We start from the raw sequence: 19583 nt of genomic DNA, 5'->3' as shown, positions 1-19583 counted from the left end.
GTCAGTGCGCGCCGTCCGTGTCTAACAGGGCGGCGAGTTGCCGGGCATCGGGAAAGGCGCTGAGCGTCCCCCGGCGGCTCACGGTAATGGCGGCAGCACGGCTGGCATGGGTCAGCGCCAGGTCATCCGGCTCAACGTCGCGCAGTAGCGCGGACGCCAGCATCACGGCGAGGAACGTATCGCCCGCGCCGGTGGTATCTCGCGCCTCGGCGGGGGCCGCAGGGCAAAACTGGCGCTGGCCATCGCGGACCAGCCAGGCGCCTGCAGCCCCCTGGGTAATCACTAAGGTTTTCACCCCGTAAGGCTGAAGCAGTTCAGCCTCTGATTCATTGACCACCGCGATGTCGATAAGCGGCCACAGATGACAAAAGTCAGGATTGACGGGTGAGGGGTTGAATACCGTTGTCATACCGTGGGTTTTGGCGTACTGGAATAGCGCCCGAGTTTTGTCCAGGGAGAAATTGCCCTGCTGTAACAGAATATCGCCCGCAGCGGCATCTGCGATGTGCGGAATAATATCATCAAGGCGGAATGTATCGGCGGCGGCGGTAGTGGTAATGATCGCATTATCACCATCAGCGCTATTTAAAATAATCGAGGTATCGCTATGCAGGTTAAAATGGCAGTCGGGTAGTAGCGTCAGAGATTCATTTTTTATCCGCTGGCGGATCCAGATTCCGTTGCTGTCATTTCCCGTGGCGGCAATTAATCGCGTATCTATTCCGCAGCGGGATAATATAATCGCCTGATTCGCGCCTTTGCCGCCGATATCCTGCGAAATTTTAACACCATGAATTGAAGTGCCTTTTTTTGGTATATCCGAAACAGACCAGGTTTCATCTACGGTAATATTGCCGGTAACGTAAACACGCATAGTGTTCCCTTAACAGGATGGATAAGATGGTTGCTATCTCAGCAGAAAAAACGAATGCAATACAAGCTATTTTTTCACGCAGTAAGGTTGTTATAGGTGTTATTCATTGCGATCCTTTTCCCGGCGCGCCTAAATATCGAGGGAAATCAGTGAGTGATATTGTTGAGCGTGCGCTTCGTGACGCAGAAAATTATATTTCTGGAGGCGTTCATGGACTGATTGTTGAAAATCATGGCGATATCCCTTTTTCCAAACCCGAGGATATCGGTCATGAAACCTCGGCGCTGATGGCGGTCATTACCGAGAAAGTTCGCGAGCGTTTTGGCGTACCGTTGGGAATTAATGTATTGGCCAACGCTGCGATTCCGGCGATGGCTATCGCCCTGGCGGGTGGGGCCGATTTCGTGCGCGTCAATCAGTGGGCCAATGCTTATATCGCCAACGAAGGGTTTATTGAAGGGGCGGCGGCTAAGGCGCTGCGCTATCGCAGTATGCTGCGTGCTGAGCATATTCGCGTCTTTGCCGATAGCCACGTTAAGCACGGTAGCCATGCTATCGTTGCCGATCGTTCGATTCAGGAGCTGACTCGCGATGTGGACTTTTTCGAGGCCGACGCGGTGATTGCCACGGGGCAGCGTACCGGCGATAGCGCCACGATGGCGGAAATTGATGAGATTCGCGCGGCGACAGAGCTACCGTTGTTAGTGGGCTCGGGGGTGACGCCAGCCAATGTCAGCCAGATCCTCGGACGAACTCAGGGGGTGATTGTGGCCAGCACCATGAAGGTTGATGGCGTCTGGTGGAACGACGTTGAGCTGGCCCGGGTTAAGCATTTTATGTCTATCGCCCAGGCTGCGCTGGAGGAGGCCTAATGGAGGCGTTTAGCGAGCGGCTGCTGCGCGAACATCAGCAGGTCTGGCAGACGATGCAGAGGCACCGTTTTGTGGTTGATATTGAACACGATCGTTTGCCGACAACCGTATTCAATCGCTATCTGGTGTTTGAGGGCAACTTTGTCGCTACGGCTATCGCCATTTTCGCCCTCGGGGTCAGCAAGGCGCCGAATATTCAGCAACAGCGCTGGCTAATCAACGTACTGAACGCCCTGGTAGACACCCAGATTTCGTGGTTTGAACAGGTATTGGCAGAACGGCGGATCTCTCCCACGGATTATCCGCACGATTTGCCAGGCGTGCAGCGTTTTCGCGACGGCATGCTGCAGACAGCCCGGTTGGGCAACTATGAACAGATCATTACCATGATGTTCGGTGCGGAATGGATGTACTACTCCTGGTGCCGGGGGGCGAGTGAGCATCGCCAGAGCGATGCTGACGTCAGGCGCTGGGTGGAAATGCACGCGGAGGACGACTTTTATCAGCAGGCTCTCTGGCTGAAGAACGAACTCGATCGCTGCGCCATGGCGCTGAGTGAAAACGAAAAGCAGGCGCTGTCTGCGCTTTATGGCGATGTGCTGCAGTGGGAAATTGATTTCCATCACGCAGCGTACGAGGATTAGCCGCGAGGTCAATAACAGGGGGCGCCAGCAGCGGCGCCCCCTGGATGTTGATACTATTATCAGGCAGAGACCAACCTCAATTACCGTTTTCAGGGACATGATGAAATATCAGGACGTATTGCAGGGCCTGTTGTTAAACGACCCGCTAAGAATGAAAGCGCTGCACGCCGTTCAGGCGCTGGGACTCAACGATGGCTGGATTGGTGCCGGCTTTGTTAGAGATGCGGTCTGGGATCATCTGCACGGATACGGGCCAAGGCCACTCTCGGGTGATGTGGATGTGGTCTGGTTCGAGCCGAAAAACTGCGATTCAGTACTTGATAGCGCTATGGAAGAGAAACTCAGCCGGCAATCACCGCTCTTTAACTGGTCAGTGAAGAATCAGGCCAGAATGCATCAACGTAACAATCATGAACCCTATCGCTCGACAGCGGATGCTCTCCTCTACTGGCCTGAGACGGCGACGGCCGTTGCGGTCAGAATAAGCAGTTCCACTCTTATTGAGATCGTTGCGCCGTATGGGCTCGACGATCTGTTTGCGCTCCGTCTTCGGGCAACGCCATTATTTGAGGGCGATAAGCAGGATATTTTCTGGCAACGCGTCGTGGAAAAAAGGTGGCTGGAGCGCTATCCGGGCTTGCAGCTTATCCCTCCCGCATCGTCCCGCTCGGGGATGAGCACAGCAAAGTGAGCACCGCCGGGGTAGCGCTGAAAGTGTTTTGGTCAATGGACTGAATCTGGCTCTTCAGAATGACTCGCCGTATCGGGCAGGGGTTAACCCTCTTTTTCAACTTCTTTTGCCATATTTGTTCTATGTCGACGGGGCACTGATATGGCATATAAGTATTGAATACATCACAGGGAATGACCTTATGCCGCTTTATGATCTCAGAACCGAAGCACATGCGTTACCGGAGGCCTGGCGCTCTCATATCTTAGGACGCGTGGGGGCCGCGAACCTCAAAGTCTTACGCATGGATGAGCGCCCGGTAACTGAAGAAGTACATGAGTATGACGAGGGGTTACTGGTTATTGACGGACGTCTGGAACTGAGCGTGCAGGGTAAAAAAATCGCCGTAACGTCTGGCCAGCTTTATGTCGCCAAAGCAGGCATTCCTCATACGGTGGAAACCGGCAGTTTTGGCACACTGGTGATCATAGATTTACCAGAAAGCTACGTTTCCGGTGGCCACAGTGGCGAATAGTCTGAATGACTGGCACTATCTCTTACTGGTTCTGCTCTGAGGATTCCGCCATGACCACCTTTTATGAATTTAGTGCCAACAGTCTGCGTGGCGAGCGCATCTCGATGGCCGACTACGCGGGCAAGCTGGTTCTGGTGGTGAATACCGCCAGCCACTGTGGCTTCACGCCACAATACGCAGGCCTGGAAACGCTCTACAAGAAGTACGCCGCCCGGGGGCTGGTGGTGCTTGGTTTCCCCTGCAATCAGTTCGGTAAGCAGGAACCCGGCGGCGCCGACGACATCGCGCAGACCTGTCACATCAACTACGGTGTAAGCTTTCCGATGTTCGAGAAAGTGGAGGTGAATGGGGCCGCAGCGCACCCGGTGTTTCGTTTCCTGAAAGACGAACTGCCCGGTGTCTTGGGTGGACGGATCAAGTGGAACTTCACTAAATTCCTGATTGGGCGCGACGGCAAACCGCTCAAGCGTTTTGCACCGATCGCCACGCCGGAGAAAATGGAAACCGCAATCCTTGCCGCACTCGAACTCTAAGCGTTCCGGTCATTCGCCCTAAACAATTGACAGCTACGCCATTTAAAATGGCATATCTTCAGTTTTATTTTCTCCCCTCCGTGTTAAATTAATAAAGCCAGAATTCATCTCTGGCTATTATAACGTAGCGGGTTTGAAATCCTCGCCTTGTTCATGAGACCAATTTTTTGTTAAAGTAACGACTCAAGCGTCGAATACTTTGTGTATTACATGGACGTTATTTCTACAATAATCAGATGATGGAGCTAATATGAAGTATGTTTTTGCGCTTATGCTGAGCGTGGGATTATCAGGATGTAGTGCAAATGATTGGGTAGATGCGGCAAGCGGGATAATGCAAGCTCATGACAAACAAGAAAAAGATGCCAGGAACAAGCGTATAAAAGCCGCTAACAAGGCTGCAGGATACTGATTTTTTAAACAAATTCATATTCCTTTTCTTAATCAAGACACTAAGAAGAGGGATGGTTTTTTAATCAACGTTACTGACTAAATATTTCCCTGGTTTTCAGCTGTTGACAGGAAATATAGCCATACTACTTTCGGTTGCCACTTTTATCGAACGCGACATAAAAAGGCATGGTCGCTGCGTCACAGAACCTTGCAGTGAATATAATTTCATCAAGAATTAAAATGCATCCGCTATTTTCTGAAGGTCTGATATTTAAAAAAATAAGCGGGGAAGTGCAATTATCTGACTTAGCGTCACGCGCTTAACAGATTTTGTCGGGCCGTTTGATGATTAGCAATGAATACCTGTAAAACCCGCTGATGAGTGGCATAACCACATGCTTACAAACGCAGGACAGCCATTCGCTGCTCATCGATGCAGTGGTGCCCGCGCGGAGAGTCAATAGCCGTAAGTTTATGCTCCCCGCCGGCGACGAGCCCGATGCCAGAATGGTCTTCACCTCAGACGAGGCTTGATGTTCGCACCTTCAGCCTGCCCGCCAGCGTCACGTGCGTGGCGGCATCTTCCTGATTACACAGGTACTCCACTGCCAGGCGTCCCAGTTCGCTGTAAGGCAGTTGGATACTGGTCAGCGGCGGGGTGAGCTGCTCGGAGATCTTCTGGTCATCATAGCCCGCCAACAACATATCCTGCGGGATACCAATGCCATTGACCGCCAGCGCCTGATAGCAACCGATCGCCAGCCAGTCGCTGGCGCAGAAGATGGCGTCCGGGCGTTCATCCAGTGCCAGCAGGGAGGTGGTGGCGGTAAAGGACTCGCTGAACTGCCAGTTGGTCTGGCGCACCAGGCTGTCGTCGCATGCAAAACCGGCCTGCTGCAGCGCGGCCTGGTAGCCGGCCAGTCGCTGACGGGAGGCTTCCATCCAGCTCTCCCCGGTGATGTGGGCGATACGCTTTGCGCCGCAGGCGATAAGGTGTTTTGTCACCTGGAAAGCGTTGGCGTAGTCGTCCGGAATAAACGACGGTAGCAGCGGTGAGCCGGGGTCGCGCTGGTTGAGCAGCACCAGCGGAATGCGGGTGCAGTCCTGAAAAGCCGTCATGTCGACCAGCGTGGTGACCGGGGACGCGAGTATAATCCCGATGCAGTTGCGCTTCTCCAGCTGGCGGATAATGTTCAGCGCCAGCTCTACGTCATCGCCGTAGTCGTACACGGTCAGCAGCGCTTCGTTGCGCCACGCGGCTTCCCGCGCCTGGCTGATGGCATCGATAAACGGATCAAAGCTTTGCAGAGAGCTCACCAGCAGGGCGATTTCTTCCTGGTTACGCGGCGCATGAATGGCGGGCAGGCGATCGTAGCCGAGCTCGGTCGCCACGCTGATAACCCGCTGGCGGGTGTCGTCGCTGAGCTTAATGTTACGGGACTGGTTGAGCACCAGCGATACCGTCGCCTGCGACACGCCCGCCGTTCGCGCAATATCGTTCATCGTGACTTTTGTCTTTCGCTTCATTGGTCCTCTCCCTCTGGCGTCACCGCATCATACCCTAACTGCTCGCTTACGCGCTGTCGATCACGTTTCTCATTCATCGAAGCGTGAACTTTGTGAAGGCTGTCGCTTTTCTTAGCGTGGTGATTTGCGCATTTATCCCGCAACTAATATTTATTAGCTAAACATTATCAGTAAGAGGACGCGTAATGAAAGAGCAGTGGAGTAAAGCGCAGGCGCAGGCGTGGTATCAGCAGAAAGGGTGGCTGTGCGGGTTTAACTACCTGCCGTCGACGGCAGTGAACTGGACCGATATCTGGCAGCAAGAGACTTTCGATGCCGACACCATCGATCGCGAACTGGGCTGGGCGGCGGCGGCGGGCTACAACACCTTGCGCATCAACCTGCCGTTTATAGTCTGGGAACACGATCGCGACGGCCTGATAACGCGTATCGACAAGTTTCTGACCATTGCCGACAGCCACGGATTCAGCACCATGCTGACGCTGATGGACGACTGCGGTTTCTCCGGTGATGAGCCCTATCTGGGGCCGCAAAAGCCGCCGGTGCCGGGCAAGCACAACAGCCAGGCGGCCGCGAGCCCGGGGCGCGACAAGGTGTGCGATCCCGACAGCTGGCCGCAGGTTGAGCGCTATATCCGTGACGTTGTCCGCCAGTTCCGCGACGACAAGCGCGTGCTGCTGTGGGATCTGTATAACGAGCCGGGCAACCGCGGCATATTCGCCACCGGCACGCAAGAGGTGCAGTACGACGCGAAGCTGGAAACCTGCGCGCATGAGCTGATGAAGCTGGCGTTCCGCTGGGTGCGTGAAGAGGATCCGACGCAGCCGCTTACCGTCTGCGCGTGGCGTCTACCGGCGGAAGAGGAGGGCGAGACGTTTTATCAACATCCGCTGGATCAGACCGCGCTGGCGTTATCAGACGTGGTGAGCTTCCACGCCTACACCAATACCGGGCGCATGACCGCGATTATCCAGCAGCTGCAGGCGCTTGGGCGGCCAATCTTCTGCACCGAATGGCTGGCCCGCCACGTGGGCAGCACCATCGAAGAGCAACTCCCGCTGATGTACACGGCGAAGATAGCCCCGTATCAGTGGGGACTGGTGCGCGGCAAAACGCAGACCTGGCTGCCGTGGCCGGTGGTGATGAAGGAGTCCGCGGACTACTGCCGCCTCTGGTTCCACGATGTGTTTGAGGAGAACGGGATCCCGTTTTCGCGCGGTGAAATGGCCTTAATGAAGAAACTCCGTAACATCGCCCCGCAAGCTCAGGGCTAATAATATCCACCCGGCGGGCTGCCGCCGGGCAACCAGGTACGCACTATGGCAATGGCAATGAAAATACCGTCTCGTGAGTTGTGGTCTTATTTTGGTTATGGTTTAGGTCAGTGTTTTAGCTTTGGTTTAGTGGGTTCGTTTATTAACTATTTTTACACCGACGTGCTGGGGATCTCAGCGCTGGCGGCGAGTACCATCTTCCTGATTGCCCGCGCGTGGGACGCGGTTCACGATCCGCTGTTTGCCAGCATAATGGACACCATTAACAGCCGCTTCGGCAAGTTTCGTCACTTTTTGCTGATTGCCCCGCTGCTGATCACGGGCGTCACCCTGCTGGCGTTTTATAAAATCGAAGCGGACATGACCACCAAAATTCTCTACGCCGGGGTGACGTACATTCTGTGGGGAACGCTATACGCTATCTCTGATATCCCGTTCTGGTCGATGTCGTCGGTGATGACCAACGACTCCGGGCAGCGCACCCGCGCGGTGACGGCAGCCATGCTGGGGGTCAACGCCGGGATCGCCTGCGCCAATATCTTCTTCCCGAAGCTGGCGGCGTTTTTCGCCCAGTACAGCAACGACAAAGGCTACTTTATGGCGGCGCTGGTGATGATGCTGGTGGGGTTACCGCTGATGCTCAACGGCTTTATGCAGATCAAAGAGCGCGTCCCGCCGAGCCCGGAAAAGGTGACCATACGTGACACCTTCCATAACCTGCGCCAGAACAAGCCGCTGTTTATCGTTCTGCTGTCGTTCTTTTTCTGCGTGTTCCACAATGTGGCAGGTGGTCTCTATATCTATTTCTTTATCAACAACATGGGTGACGGCAGTCTGCAGATGGCGATCGGCGTGATGGGGATTATGGCGGCGGTGGTGTGTCTCGTCGCCCCGATGCTGACGCGCAGGATGCAGAAGCGGAAGCTGTTTATGATCCTCTGCGGGCTGGATGTCGCGGTTCGCGTGGTGATGTGGTTTGTTGGATATCAGCACGTGACCATGCTGTTTATTCTGCTTGGCCTGAGTACGCTGTTCGTGATGATGACCAACATCCTCACCTCGTCGATGATTGCCGACACCATCGAGTATGCGGAGTACCACACCCACAAGCGCTGCGCGGCGATCACCTTCTCCGGACAGACCTTTACCGGCAAGATGTCGGTGGCGGTAGGCGGTGGGTTAATCGGCGTGTTTCTGACAATGATCGGCTACGTGCCGCAGGCGCAAACCCAGAGTGACGGCGTGCTGTCGGGGTTGTTCTTTGGTATCTGCCTGCTGCCGGCCATTGGTTCGCTGATCCGGCTGGTGTTTATGTCGCGCTTTACCTTTACCGAGGAGAAGCATGCGGAGATCTGTCGACTGCTGGCGGCGCGCCGGCACGAGAAAGAGCCGCAACGTGAGGGCACGGAGAGTCTGGAGCATCCGGCCACGGTGAACTAAAAACTAACGCCTGCATTGCAGGCGTTATGTCTTCTTCTCCGCGCCGGAGCGCGCTCATCTGCCTGGCGAATTGCCTGTCGCCGCTGCCCCGCTAACTACGCCAGAATGTACGCGAAAGCAGAATCAGCAGCGGATAGATTTCCAGTCGCCCCAACAGCATCGCCATACACATCAGATATTTCGAGACATCATTCAGCCCCGCGAAGCCATCGGCGGTGGCACCAAAACCGAGGCCCATGTTATTAATGCAGGCGGCAACCGATGCAAACGACGTCAGCAGATCGTAGCCCTGCAGATTCAACAGCCAGACAAATACGCAGGTCGTGAGGATATACAGGAAGAAGAAGCTCCACACGGAACGCAACACGCGATCGTTGATGATGGCGCTTCCGACCCGGATACTCATGATTGCCCGGGGATGAGCTAATTGATGTACCTCGTGGCGGCTCTGCTTAAAGAGGATCAGAAAACGCAGCGCCTTAATTCCCCCGCAGGTCGAACCGACACAGCCGCCGAAAAAGCTCGCTGACAGCAGCAGCACGATAATATCCGGCGGCCAGGAGGCATAATCCGCCGTCGCCAGACCGTTATCGGTGATCATGGAACTGGTGAGAAAAAAAGCGTGGACGAACGATTTGGGCAGGCTGTACATCCCCGCGCGCCACACTGCGAAAGTGACCACCGCGACCACCAGCGCCACGACCAGGAAAAAGAAATGCATCTCGGTACTGCGGCGAAACGGTTTCAGGCTGCGACGCGCGATAGCCACAAAATAGAGGGTGAAGTTAAGGGCCGAGAGCAGAGAGAATGCCCCGGCCACCAGCTCTATTGCATCGCTCTGGTAGTAGCCGATGCTTTCGGTATGCGTGGAGAACCCTCCCAGCGACACCGTCGATAGCCCGTGGCAAAGGGCATCAAAAAAAGGCATCCCGGCCAGCAGGAAAGCAAGGGTACAGGCGCCCCCCAGCAGCATATAGGTGAGCCACAGGCTCCTGGCGGTATCCGCCAGCCTCGGCGTCAGACGCTCCTCTTTAAACGGCCCTGGCATTTCGGACTGATAAAGCTTCATTCCCCCAATGCCCAGCAGCGGCAACACCGCTACAGCAAGAACGATAACCCCTAAGCCACCGACAAAATTGAGCTGGGCGCGGTAATAGAGGATCGAAACGGGCAGCGAAGAGACGTCATGAAAGACCGACGCCCCGGTGGTGGTAATCCCCGAAACCCCCTCAAACAGGGCGTCGGCTATCGACAGGTGTAGTTCATCATTTAGCCACAGCGGCAAGGCGCTGATGGCGGAAAACAGCAGCCAGAACAGCACGATAATAAGAAAACCATCGCGGGTTTCGAGATTAACCCTGGACTGATGCGTCGCTCGCCAGCAGAGCAAGCCGCCAGAGAAGGCGATAGCAAAGGTCGAAAAAAAGGCAAAAACGCTGCGCTCTTTGGCAAACAGCGCAATCAGCATCGGCGGGATCATGGTCAGGCTGTAGAGCAAAACCAGAAACCCACACAGGTGAAGAACAATTTTGAACCGGGTTGAAATGTACATCAGCGGTCTTAGCGTTTCACGCGCGTAACTACGATGAACAGGGATAAGGAATTATATGATATTTGGGCACAAATTGAGATCAGGGAGTGCAGCAAACGGGACAGACCAGGGGTCGCGACCCGTCGTTGTCAGAGGCGCAAAAAAAAGCCCCGTAAACGGGGCAAAATGCTCGGGTAGTGCAGTTAATTGTAATACGGTACGCCCAGCTCATCCGATTTGTCGCTACCGGCGGCCATATGATTGAAATCAAATGGAGAGTCGTTATGTTCGGAAGGCATAATCATCGCGTCGCGGTGATTGTGGCGAACCGGCGTAGTGGTTTGCTCCGCATAGCTCTGGCTGGAGGCCAGGCCGACCAGGACCATGGCCGCGGTAGCGAATAGTTTCATGATTTCCTCAATACGTCTTGTTGCAGGCGATTAACAGCAGTTGTTTAGTGGCATCAGATAGCGGGATTCACCCGGCATATTGGTCATGCGATATTTGTGCGGCGGAACGTCGAAGTAGTTTTTAAAGGTTCTCGTCAGCGTTTGTTGCGATTCGAAACCGTAGCGCTCTGCCAGGTACAAAATCGGCTCATTGCTCTGCTTGAGTTTTTGCGCGATTTCCGTCAGCTTGCGGCTGCGGATGTACTGACCTAAGGAGTGACCGGTCTCTTTTTTAAACATTCTTTGCAGGTGCCATTTGGAGTAACCAGAACGCTCGGACACTTTTTCCAGCGACAGGGGCGATTCCAGGTTATCTTCAATCCACGACAAAATACTATGGATAGTGATGGCGTCATTATTGCGTCTGGACATCATCTTACCTCTTCTTATTACGGCAGGACTTTTTTGAGTAAATGCTCAAGGTTGACCACTTCATCCGCCGACAGATTTTTTGTTAATTCCTGGTGCAATTTCTGACCCACAACCTGATGACACTGCTCACAAAGGGCCGCACCGTCCGGTGTCAACTGCACCAGTACGCCGCGTTTGTCATTGGGGTTGGGTAACCGTTCAATCCAGCCTTTACAGACCAGACGGTCGAGCATGCGCGTCATTGCGCCTGGGTCGACCGACAGCACGGTTTTCAGCTCAACGGGGGTAATACATACTTCGCAACGAATGGAACAAAGCACCCGAAACTGGGTGGATGTAATATCCATCGGCGAGAGATATTCGTTGAGCAGGCGATCTTTTTTCTGGTTAACCATTTGGATCAAGCGACCGAGAGGGATCATTTCGTTAAACAGATCGCTGGTGTTTTTCACAATGGTTGCCCAGGCAAGTAGTTAATTGCTGCTGATATTATTGCCCAGGCAATAATATGTCAACCTGAGGGATTAGACGATGACACGATTTGCTAAAGCAGACTTCTGACCTGGGATGAAGCGGCGGTGAGGCGGCGCGCCGGCCGGGTGATAAGCGCTGGAATGATATTGACGACCAAAGTTATACTTGCGCGGCAAAACTTTTTTAATAGTGAAAGATTAACGGGGCCTTAATTCATTATGATTGAACTCTTTCAGGCGATAGGTCTGGGGCTGGTGGTGATTTTACCGCTGGCGAACCCGCTGACGACCGTTGCGTTGTTCCTCGGGCTGGCTGGCAACATGAACAACGAGGAGCGCAACAAACAATCGCTGATGGCCTCGGTGTACGTATTCATCATCCTGATGGTTGCCTGGTATGCCGGTCAGGTGGTGATGAGCACCTTCGGCATCTCTATCCCTGGCCTGCGTATTGCCGGTGGATTGATTGTAGCCTTCATCGGTTTTCGCATGCTCTTCCCGCAGCAGAAATCGCATGACTCGATGGAAGCGAAGATCAAATCCGAAGAGCTGGTGGATGAACCGACGGCCAATATCGCGTTTGTGCCGCTGGCAATGCCGAGCACCGCCGGGCCAGGGACCATCGCCATGCTGATCAGTACGGCATCGACGGTGAAGCATGGCGTCGATTTTCCCGACTGGGTGGTACTGACCGCGCCGCCGATTATCTTTGCCCTGGTCGGGATTATCCTCTGGGGCTGTCTGCGCAGTTCCGGGGCAATCATGCGTCTGGTGGGGAAAGGGGGAATCGAAGCGATTTCGCGCCTGATGGGCTTTCTGCTGGTCTGCATGGGCGTACAGTTTATTATCAACGGCGTGCTGGAAATCATTACTCACTACCACGCCTGATAACACCCCATAGCCTGACTGGCGACCCGCGAATAAAAAAGCCTGCCGATGGAACAACCGGCAGGCTTTTTTTCTTTAGTCACCCCGTTCAGGAGTGGTGAGGCTGATGATCGTCCAGCGACACCGGCCAGCGGCGGAATATCATGATTGACCACACCAGCGCCACCAGCGCCGGAATCGCCCCGACATAGCCGATCGAGGCCATTGAAAGATGCGTACTGACCTGGCCGCCGACCAGCGCGCCCGCGCCGATACCAATATTAAAGATCCCCGAAAACAGCGACATCGCCACGTCGGTGGCATCCGGCGCCAGCGCCAGAACCTTCACCTGCATCCCCAGACCAATAATCATGATAGCGATGCCCCAGAAGATGCTTAACACCATCAGGTGGTGAGCGTTTTGCGATGCCGGCAACAGCAGCAGCAGGCTGACCAGCAGCAGGCCAATGGCGATGCTAATCAGTCCGGAAGCATGCTGGTTGCCCAGTTTACCAAACAGCACGCTGCCGATGATTCCTGCGCCGCCAAGGATCAGCAGCAGCACGGTGGCAAAATTACCGCTCATACCGGCTACCGTCTGCACAAACGGCTCAATATAGCTGTAGGCGGTGTAATGCGCGGTCACCACAATGACGGTCAGCAGATAGATGCTCAGCAGCGCCGGGCGCCGGAACAGTACCGGCAGGCTTTTCAGCGAACCGGAATGCTCGCTAGGCAGTTTGGGCAGCAGCTTAAACAGGCACACCAGCGTCACCAGCGCCCCCAGGCCGATCGCCAGGAAGGTGGTCCGCCAGCCAAAGTACTGCCCGATGATGCGGCCGATAGGAATGCCGAATACCATCGCCAGCGCGGTGCCGGTTGCAATCAGACTCAGCGCCTGCGCACGTTTGCCCGGTGGCGCCAGACGTATTGCGAGTGCAGAGGTTATCGACCAGAAGACCGCATGCGCAAAGGCGATACCGATGCGGCTGATCACCAGAACGTTAAAGCTCCAGGCAAAGAACGACAGCACGTGGCTGGCAATAAACAGAATGAACAGGCCGATCAGCAGGCGGCGGCGCTCCATCTGGCTGGTCAGCAGCATAAACGGCAGCGACATTAACGCGACCACCCACGCATAGATGGTCAGCATCATGCCCACCTGAGCGGTTTCCATGCCGAAGCTGTCGGCAATGTCGGACAGCAGACCGACCGGAGCGAATTCAGTGGTGTTAAAAATGAAAGCGGCGATCGCAAGCGTGACTACCCGAAGCCACGCGACCCTGCGTGAAACCGTGTTTGTAATCATAGGTTCTGAGCTGGTTACTAAAGAGGAAGAAGAGGTCTCGATCTTAAAACGATTGCTGGTGAAAATACAATCGTTTTGTGATCTGGATCTCACTATGGCATCTGGCGGCATTTATAAGCTAACGGATTCATTTTTATATAGATCGTGTACATGGCACGCTTTTATGTCATGTTGAAGAAAAGTAAAAACAGGAAGAGTTGTATGATGCAGGAAATTGATTTTTACCTGGTTGATGCCTTCAGCGATCGCAATTTTGGCGGTAATGCTGCCGCGGTGTGCCCACTCACCGAATGGTTACCGGACGACACGCTGCTGAGTATGGCGCAGCAGCACAACCAGTCTGAGACCGCCTTTTTTGTCCGCACCGATGAGGGTTATGAGCTGCGTTGGTTCACCACGTTGCATGAGATTAACCTCTGCGGCCACGCCACGCTGGCCTCGGCGCACATTATCTTTGAATATCTCGACCATCCTTCCACCACTGTGGTGTTCAGTACCCGTTTTGTGGGGGAACTGAGGGTCACGCGTAACGGCGACTGGCTGACGTTAGACTTCCCGGCGTGGCAAACCACCCCGCTTATCGCGCCGCCTCCGGAGCTGCTTGCCGGGCTTGGGCTGGACAAGGCCGTAGAGATTCGCGAGGGGCGGGATTACCTGGTGATCCTCGAAAATCGTCAGCAGGTGGAAGCCGTGCGGCCGAATATGTCGTTGCTTGAGCGCACGGACAAAATGATCTGCGTCAGCGCCGCCGATGATGAATATGATTTCGTCAGCCGCTTTTTCTGTCCGGGCGAGGGGGTTGTTGAAGACCCGGTGACCGGCTCGGCGCACAGTATGCTGATCCCCTACTGGGGGGAAAAACTGGCCAAAACGACCATGCAGGCGCGACAGGTCTCCGCCCGCGGTGGCGATCTGCGCTGCCAGTGGCATGGCGATCGGGTGCTGATTGGCGGGCAGGCGACCACGTACATGACAGGCACCATTACGCTACGCTAAGGAGATACGGTGAAAGAGATCCCCATGTATCTGGTTTCTGCGTTCAGTGAGCGGCCTTTTGCCGGTAACCCGGCGGCGGTCTGCCTGCTGGACGCGTGGCTGGCGGATGATATTTTGCTTAAAATGGCGCAGCAGCATAATCAGTCTGAAACCGCCTTCGTGGTGCGCGAGGGAGAGTCGTTCTCCCTACGTTGGTTCACCACCCGCAATGAAGTGAACCTGTGTGGTCACGCCACTCTCGCCAGCGCACACGTCATTTTTCATCATCTCGACTTCCCTCATGCGGCGATTCATTTTGCGACCGCGTCCGGTCGCCTGACCGTGAGCCGGGAAGGGGACTGGCTGACCCTGGATTTCCCGGCCTGTGCCACGCAAGAGAGTACCCCACCTGCGGCCCTGCTCGCCGGATTAGGCATTGAGCGGGCCGTGAGCGCCCGCCGTGGCCGGGCATGGCTTATCGAGCTGGCCAGTCGCGAGGAGGTTGCCGCCGTGCGCCCGACTATCGCGGCAATGACGCCCGGTGAGCATAAGGTGACGATTACCGCATCCGGCGATGGCGAGTATGACTTTGTCAGCCGTTTTTTCTCCCCGGGAGAAGCGGTCTGGGAGGATCCGGTCACCGGTTCGGCGCATACCATGCTGATCCCGTTCTGGAGCGCCAGGCTCGGGAAAAGCAAGATGCTGGCCCGGCAGATATCGCCGCGCGGCGGCGATATTCGCTGTGAGCTGAAGGGCGATCGCGTGCTGATGGCCGGCCAGGCGGTGACCTGGCTGCAGGGGAGAATTTTGCTACGCTGAATCTATCCCGACCGCCGCTAGCCGTGAGAGAGGGATGCCCGCGTAAAGCGGGCGTCAACGCAAGGGAAGCGGGTTTACGCGAGACGGGCGATATTGGCTTTAATCACCTCAACAGAGTGGCGGAATAGCGCCGCCTCATCCTCGGCTAATTGCAGTTCAATAATCTGCTGAACGCCGCTCTGCGCCAGGACCGCCGGTACGCCGACCGCGACATCATCCATACCGTATTCGCCGTCAAGAATGCACGAGATAGCCAGCGCGCGATGGCTGCCGGTGAATATATTGCGACAGATCTCGGCGATGGTGCCGGCGACGCCGTACTCCGTGCATCCTTTCCCGGCGTAAATTTCAAAGCCAAGGGTGCGAACCTTCTCCGCGATCTTCTGGCGATCCAGTTGCTGACCGGTATGTTTCAGGTAAACATCGGCAATCGGAGAACCGTAAACCGACGAGTGCGACCAGACCGGAAACTGGGTATCGCCATGTTCGCCGAGAATAAAAGCGTCAATGCTCTGGGCGCCAATATCGAGTGCCTGGGCGAGCACCCGTCGCAAGCGGGTGGTATCCAGCCAGACGCCGGTGCCTATCACCTGGCTGCGCGGGAGTCCGGACAGCTTCCAGACCTGCCAGGTAATAATATCGCAGGGGTTGGTGGCCACCAGAAAGATACCGTTGAAGCCGTTGCCCATCATCGGTGGAACGATACTGTTCACGATTTTGGCCGTGGCGTTCAGTTCGTCAAGGCGGCTCTGGCCTTGTTTCAGCGCTCCGCCGGAAACGGTAATCACCGCGATATCGACATCGGCACACTCGCTGATGTCCCGCGTTGAAATGGTCATCATTCCCGGCATATAGGCGGCTGCATCGCTCAGATCCTGAGCATGCGCCTGTGCTCTGGCCGTATCGAGGTCCACAAGGATCAACTCCTCGCAGATCGTCTGGTTTAACAATGCGTAGGCCGCCGACGTGCCGACATTGCCGGCACCGATAATCATTACCTTGCGTGCTTTGGTATTCATGGTTCATTCCCGATATCAAGCGTCATGGCATAAAATTACTGCGGTTCAATCGCTTAGCGCAAGCGGCTGCGGGTTGTATAAGTTAAAACTATGAGAACAGGGGTATGCGCTGCGCTACAGTAGGCGAAAAAAGGAGCTCGCCTATGTATACCATCGCCACGACAGCCATAACCGATCCGGATCTGACGGCGCTGATTGCCCGCCTGGATGCATATCAGGAATCCCTCTATCCGGCCGAGAGCAACCACCTCGTTGATTTGAGCCAGCTGGCGGTGGAGTCGGTGATTGTGCTGCTGATCCGCGATGTCCAACATCAGGCGGTCGGTTGCGGGGCGATTGTGCTCGGCCACGATGGGGTTGGGGAAATGAAGCGGGTGTTTATCGACCCGGAGCATCGCGGGCAAAAGCTGGGCGAACGGCTGCTGGAGGCGCTGGAAACGGAAGCGCTGCGCCGGGACTGCCATACCGTGCGGCTGGAGACCGGAATCTATCAGCAGGCGGCGGTCAGATTGTATACCCGCTGGGGTTATCAGACCCGCAGCGCCTTCGCACCGTATCAACCCGACCCGCTGAGCCTGTTTATGGAGAAACTGCTCGTTGCCGATCTTCGTTCAGCTGCGCTATAAACGCTTCCAGCTGACGGGTTTTCGCCCCGCGTCGCCAGACCAGCCAGGTCGTCAGCCAGCGCCACTCTTCGGCCAGCGGCCAGGCCGACACCTGATGATGGCCGGGCATACTCTCCAGCATACTGCGCGGGATCAGCGCCAGTCCGGCGCCGGCAATGACGCAGGCCAGCATCCCGTGATAGGACTCCATTTCATGGATCCGCCCTGGCGTTGCCCGGTCGGCGTGGAACCAGCTTTCAAAATGGCGGCGATAGGAACAGTTGGCGCGAAAGGCGTAGACGTTGCTGCCGTTCACCTCGCTGGCGCGGGTAATCGGCGGATGGCCGAAGGGCGCCACAATCATCATCTCTTCCGGAAAGACCGGTAACCCCTCAAGGCCTGGATGGACCAGCGGCCCGTCGACAAATGCGGCGCTTAAGGTGCCTTCCAGTACGCCATCAATCATCGTCCCGGACGGGCCGGTAGAGAGCGCGAGATGGATTTTCGGATAGCGCTGGTTATAAAGCGCCAGCGTCGATGGAATGCGAACCGCGGCGGTACTCTCCAGCGAACCCAGCGAAAACAGCCCCTGCGGCTCATCTCCGGCGACCACCATTCGGGCTTCATCGACCAGCGCGAGGATCTGCTGGCTGTAGCGCAAAAAGCTGTGTCCCGCCGGCGAAAGGCGCAGGCGCTGGTTCTCACGAATAAACAGCTCGACGCCGAGGTCAGCCTCCAGCTGGCGAATACGGGTCGTCAGGTTTGACGGGACGCGGTGCACCTTCTGCGCGGCCTGGGTAATGCTGCCGGTGCTGGCGACGGCGTTGAACATCTCAAGCTGGGTCAGGTCCATAGTGTTCTTCTTTTGTGAATAGGTTGCTTAATATTATTCATTTTCAATGAAAGGAAGGGTAAGCCAGAATGAGGTCAATTCGCAATCAACATTGGTCATCAACAGAGAGAGCATAACGATGAATTTATCTGCAACTCACGCGGTTTCCGTCAACCCGGCCACGGGAGAAAGGGTGTCGTCTCTGCCCTGGGCGAGCGAACAAGAGGTGGATTCGGCGATTGCGCTTGCTGAGCAGGGTTATCGTCAGTGGCGTACCGTCAGTCTTGAACAGCGCGCCGATGCTCTGCGTAAAGTCGGTAACGCGCTGCGCGCCCGCGCCGAAGAGATGGCGCAAATGATCAGCCTTGAGATGGGCAAACCGATTGCCCAGGCGCGTGGTGAAGTGACGAAATCCGCGAATCTCTGCGACTGGTATGCGGAACACGGCCCGGCCATGCTGGCGACCGAAGCCACCCAGGTGGAAAATAACAATGCGGTGATTGAGTACCGTCCGCTGGGCGCGATTCTCGCCATTATGCCGTGGAACTTCCCGCTGTGGCAGGTTCTGCGCGGTGCGGTGCCAATTCTGCTGGCGGGGAATAGCTATCTGTTGAAACATGCGCCGAACGTGATGGGCAGCGCGGCGTTGATTGGCGAGATCTTCAATCAGGCAGGGTTGCCGGCCGGCGTATTTGGCTGGGTTAATGCGACGAATGATGGTGTTTCCCGGATGATCGACGATTCGCGTATTGCCGCGGTGACGGTTACCGGCAGCGTGCGCGCCGGTAAGGCGATTGGCGCCCAGGCCGGCGCGGCGTTGAAGAAATGCGTTCTTGAACTGGGCGGTTCCGATCCGTTTATCGTCCTGAATGATGCCGACCTCGATGAAGCGGTAAAAGCCGCGGTGATTGGCCGCTATCAAAATACCGGGCAGGTTTGCGCCGCCGCGAAGCGCTTTATCGTTGAGGCCGGGATTGCCGAGGCCTTCAGCAAAAAATTTGTTGCCGCGGTTGAAGCGCTGAAGATGGGCGATCCGCGTGATGAGGCCAATTACCTCGGGCCGATGGCGCGTTTCGATCTGCGTGATGAGCTGCATCAACAGGTGACGGCGACGCTGGCTGAAGGGGCGACCCTGCTGCTCGGGGCGGAGAAAATCGCCGGGCCGGGCAACTACTATGCGCCAACGGTACTGGGCAACGTGACCCCGGAGATGACCGGATTCCGCCAGGAGCTGTTTGGCCCGGTGGCGACTATTACCGTGGCGCGAGACGCAGCCCATGCGCTGACGCTGGCCAATGACAGCGAATTCGGTCTGTCGGCGACCGTGTTTACCGCCAGCGTCGATGAAGCCGGGCGTTTTTCTCGCGAGCTGGAGTGCGGTGGCGTCTTTATCAACGGTTACAGCGCCAGCGATGCGCGCGTGGCGTTTGGCGGGGTGAAGAAGAGCGGCTTTGGTCGCGAGCTGTCCCACTTTGGCCTGCATGAGTTCTGTAACGTCCAGACCGTATGGAAAGACCGTCGCTAACGGAAGTCGCACCTGACGATCGTCGCCGTGCTCTGCTATACTCGC

At 55.9% G+C, this 19583-nt stretch carries 22 protein-coding genes; 13 read left to right on the top strand and 9 right to left on the bottom strand.

Annotation, left to right across the window (positions count from 1 at the left end; translation table 11 throughout):
* Nucleotide 1: 1 nt before the first annotated feature.
* Nucleotides 2–874 (bottom strand): ribokinase, encoded by an 873-nt coding sequence (locus MC50_RS21840; protein WP_047664923.1) that lies wholly within the window; start codon nt 872–874, stop codon nt 2–4.
* A 26-nt stretch (nt 875–900) separates the two neighbouring features.
* Here MC50_RS21840 and MC50_RS21835 point away from each other — a divergent pair, with 26 nt between their 5' ends.
* The 6 genes from MC50_RS21835 to MC50_RS28700 all read left to right on the top strand — a co-directional run bounded on the left by MC50_RS21835 (nt 901) and on the right by MC50_RS28700 (nt 4540).
* Complete coding sequence (locus MC50_RS21835; RefSeq protein ID WP_032696149.1) at nt 901–1746, top strand: BtpA/SgcQ family protein; 846 nt, start codon at nt 901–903, stop codon at nt 1744–1746.
* Nucleotides 1746–2390, top strand: a complete 645-nt coding sequence (locus MC50_RS21830) for a TenA family protein (RefSeq protein WP_032696150.1) — start codon at nt 1746–1748, stop codon at nt 2388–2390. The genes MC50_RS21835 and MC50_RS21830 overlap by 1 nt, the downstream gene beginning before the upstream one ends.
* Before the next feature lie 100 nt (nt 2391–2490).
* Nucleotides 2491–3081, top strand: coding sequence for a nucleotidyltransferase family protein (locus MC50_RS21825; protein ID WP_047664922.1), 591 nt, complete (start codon nt 2491–2493; stop codon nt 3079–3081).
* Nucleotides 3082–3262: 181 nt separating this feature from the next.
* A complete protein-coding gene (locus MC50_RS21820) occupies nt 3263–3595 on the top strand; it encodes a cupin domain-containing protein (RefSeq protein ID WP_032687620.1) in 333 nt (110 codons plus the stop codon).
* 50 nt (nt 3596–3645) lie between these two features.
* The gene (locus tag MC50_RS21815; RefSeq protein WP_032687621.1) at nt 3646–4128 is read left to right on the top strand and encodes a glutathione peroxidase; all 483 of its coding nucleotides are present in this window, start codon (nt 3646–3648) and stop codon (nt 4126–4128) included.
* 250 nt (nt 4129–4378) lie between these two features.
* A complete protein-coding gene (locus MC50_RS28700) occupies nt 4379–4540 on the top strand; it encodes a hypothetical protein (RefSeq protein WP_164673314.1) in 162 nt (53 codons plus the stop codon).
* A gap of 500 nt (nt 4541–5040) precedes the next feature.
* On the opposite strand, the gene MC50_RS21810 is transcribed toward MC50_RS28700, so the two are convergent.
* A complete protein-coding gene (locus MC50_RS21810) occupies nt 5041–6048 on the bottom strand; it encodes a LacI family DNA-binding transcriptional regulator (RefSeq protein WP_032696153.1) in 1008 nt (335 codons plus the stop codon).
* 185 nt (nt 6049–6233) lie between these two features.
* Between MC50_RS21810 and MC50_RS21805 the strand changes: the two genes are divergently transcribed.
* Together MC50_RS21805 and MC50_RS21800 are read left to right on the top strand one after the other, a co-directional pair.
* Complete coding sequence (locus MC50_RS21805) at nt 6234–7322, top strand: cellulase family glycosylhydrolase (RefSeq protein WP_047664921.1); 1089 nt, start codon at nt 6234–6236, stop codon at nt 7320–7322.
* A 45-nt stretch (nt 7323–7367) separates the two neighbouring features.
* On the top strand, nt 7368–8762 hold the full coding sequence (locus tag MC50_RS21800) for an MFS transporter (RefSeq protein WP_032687624.1): 1395 nt from the start codon (nt 7368–7370) through the stop codon (nt 8760–8762).
* A gap of 91 nt (nt 8763–8853) precedes the next feature.
* Here MC50_RS21800 and MC50_RS21795 read toward each other — a convergent pair whose 3' ends face one another.
* The 4 genes from MC50_RS21795 to marR form a co-directional block, all read right to left on the bottom strand.
* Nucleotides 8854–10314, bottom strand: coding sequence for a TrkH family potassium uptake protein (locus tag MC50_RS21795; RefSeq protein ID WP_032687625.1), 1461 nt, complete (start codon nt 10312–10314; stop codon nt 8854–8856).
* Between the two features lie 182 nt (nt 10315–10496).
* The gene (gene marB, locus MC50_RS21790) at nt 10497–10703 is read right to left on the bottom strand and encodes a multiple antibiotic resistance protein MarB (protein WP_032687627.1); all 207 of its coding nucleotides are present in this window, start codon (nt 10701–10703) and stop codon (nt 10497–10499) included.
* A 30-nt stretch (nt 10704–10733) separates the two neighbouring features.
* Nucleotides 10734–11114, bottom strand: a complete 381-nt coding sequence (marA, locus tag MC50_RS21785; protein ID WP_004862191.1) for an MDR efflux pump AcrAB transcriptional activator MarA — start codon at nt 11112–11114, stop codon at nt 10734–10736.
* Nucleotides 11115–11131: 17 nt separating this feature from the next.
* Entirely contained in the window at nt 11132–11566 is a 435-nt protein-coding gene (gene marR / locus MC50_RS21780) for a multiple antibiotic resistance transcriptional regulator MarR (protein ID WP_004862187.1), read from the bottom strand.
* A gap of 240 nt (nt 11567–11806) precedes the next feature.
* On the opposite strand from marR, the gene MC50_RS21775 reads away from it, so the two are divergent.
* The gene (locus MC50_RS21775) at nt 11807–12475 is read left to right on the top strand and encodes a MarC family NAAT transporter (protein WP_032687629.1); all 669 of its coding nucleotides are present in this window, start codon (nt 11807–11809) and stop codon (nt 12473–12475) included.
* 88 nt (nt 12476–12563) lie between these two features.
* On the opposite strand, the gene MC50_RS21770 is transcribed toward MC50_RS21775, so the two are convergent.
* Nucleotides 12564–13763: a sugar transporter gene (locus tag MC50_RS21770; protein ID WP_032687630.1), complete on the bottom strand. Its 1200-nt coding sequence runs from the start codon at nt 13761–13763 to the stop codon at nt 12564–12566.
* A gap of 204 nt (nt 13764–13967) precedes the next feature.
* On the opposite strand from MC50_RS21770, the gene MC50_RS21765 reads away from it, so the two are divergent.
* Complete coding sequence (locus tag MC50_RS21765) at nt 13968–14759, top strand: PhzF family phenazine biosynthesis protein (protein WP_047665594.1); 792 nt, start codon at nt 13968–13970, stop codon at nt 14757–14759.
* A gap of 9 nt (nt 14760–14768) precedes the next feature.
* A complete protein-coding gene (locus MC50_RS21760) occupies nt 14769–15557 on the top strand; it encodes a PhzF family phenazine biosynthesis protein (protein WP_047664920.1) in 789 nt (262 codons plus the stop codon).
* 74 nt (nt 15558–15631) lie between these two features.
* Here the strand turns inward: MC50_RS21760 and MC50_RS21755 are convergent, their stop codons facing one another.
* Complete coding sequence (locus MC50_RS21755) at nt 15632–16576, bottom strand: L-lactate dehydrogenase (RefSeq protein ID WP_047664919.1); 945 nt, start codon at nt 16574–16576, stop codon at nt 15632–15634.
* A gap of 143 nt (nt 16577–16719) precedes the next feature.
* Between MC50_RS21755 and MC50_RS21750 the strand changes: the two genes are divergently transcribed.
* The gene (locus tag MC50_RS21750; RefSeq protein ID WP_032696155.1) at nt 16720–17202 is read left to right on the top strand and encodes a GNAT family N-acetyltransferase; all 483 of its coding nucleotides are present in this window, start codon (nt 16720–16722) and stop codon (nt 17200–17202) included.
* Here the strand turns inward: MC50_RS21750 and ptrR are convergent.
* Nucleotides 17156–18034 (bottom strand): putrescine utilization regulator PtrR, encoded by an 879-nt coding sequence (ptrR, locus tag MC50_RS21745; protein ID WP_032687636.1) that lies wholly within the window; start codon nt 18032–18034, stop codon nt 17156–17158. The genes MC50_RS21750 and ptrR overlap by 47 nt on opposite strands.
* A gap of 118 nt (nt 18035–18152) precedes the next feature.
* Here ptrR and sad point away from each other — a divergent pair, with 118 nt between their 5' ends.
* A complete protein-coding gene (sad, locus tag MC50_RS21740; protein ID WP_032699805.1) occupies nt 18153–19538 on the top strand; it encodes a succinate-semialdehyde dehydrogenase in 1386 nt (461 codons plus the stop codon).
* Nucleotides 19539–19583: the final 45 nt, after the last annotated feature.

Origin of the sequence: Klebsiella planticola, assembly GCF_000783935.2 — a bacterium.
Classification (GTDB): Bacteria; Pseudomonadota; Gammaproteobacteria; order Enterobacterales; family Enterobacteriaceae; genus Klebsiella; species Klebsiella planticola.
Note: the sequence above shows the minus strand (reverse complement) of the source record. Positions and strands in the feature narration are given on the sequence as shown.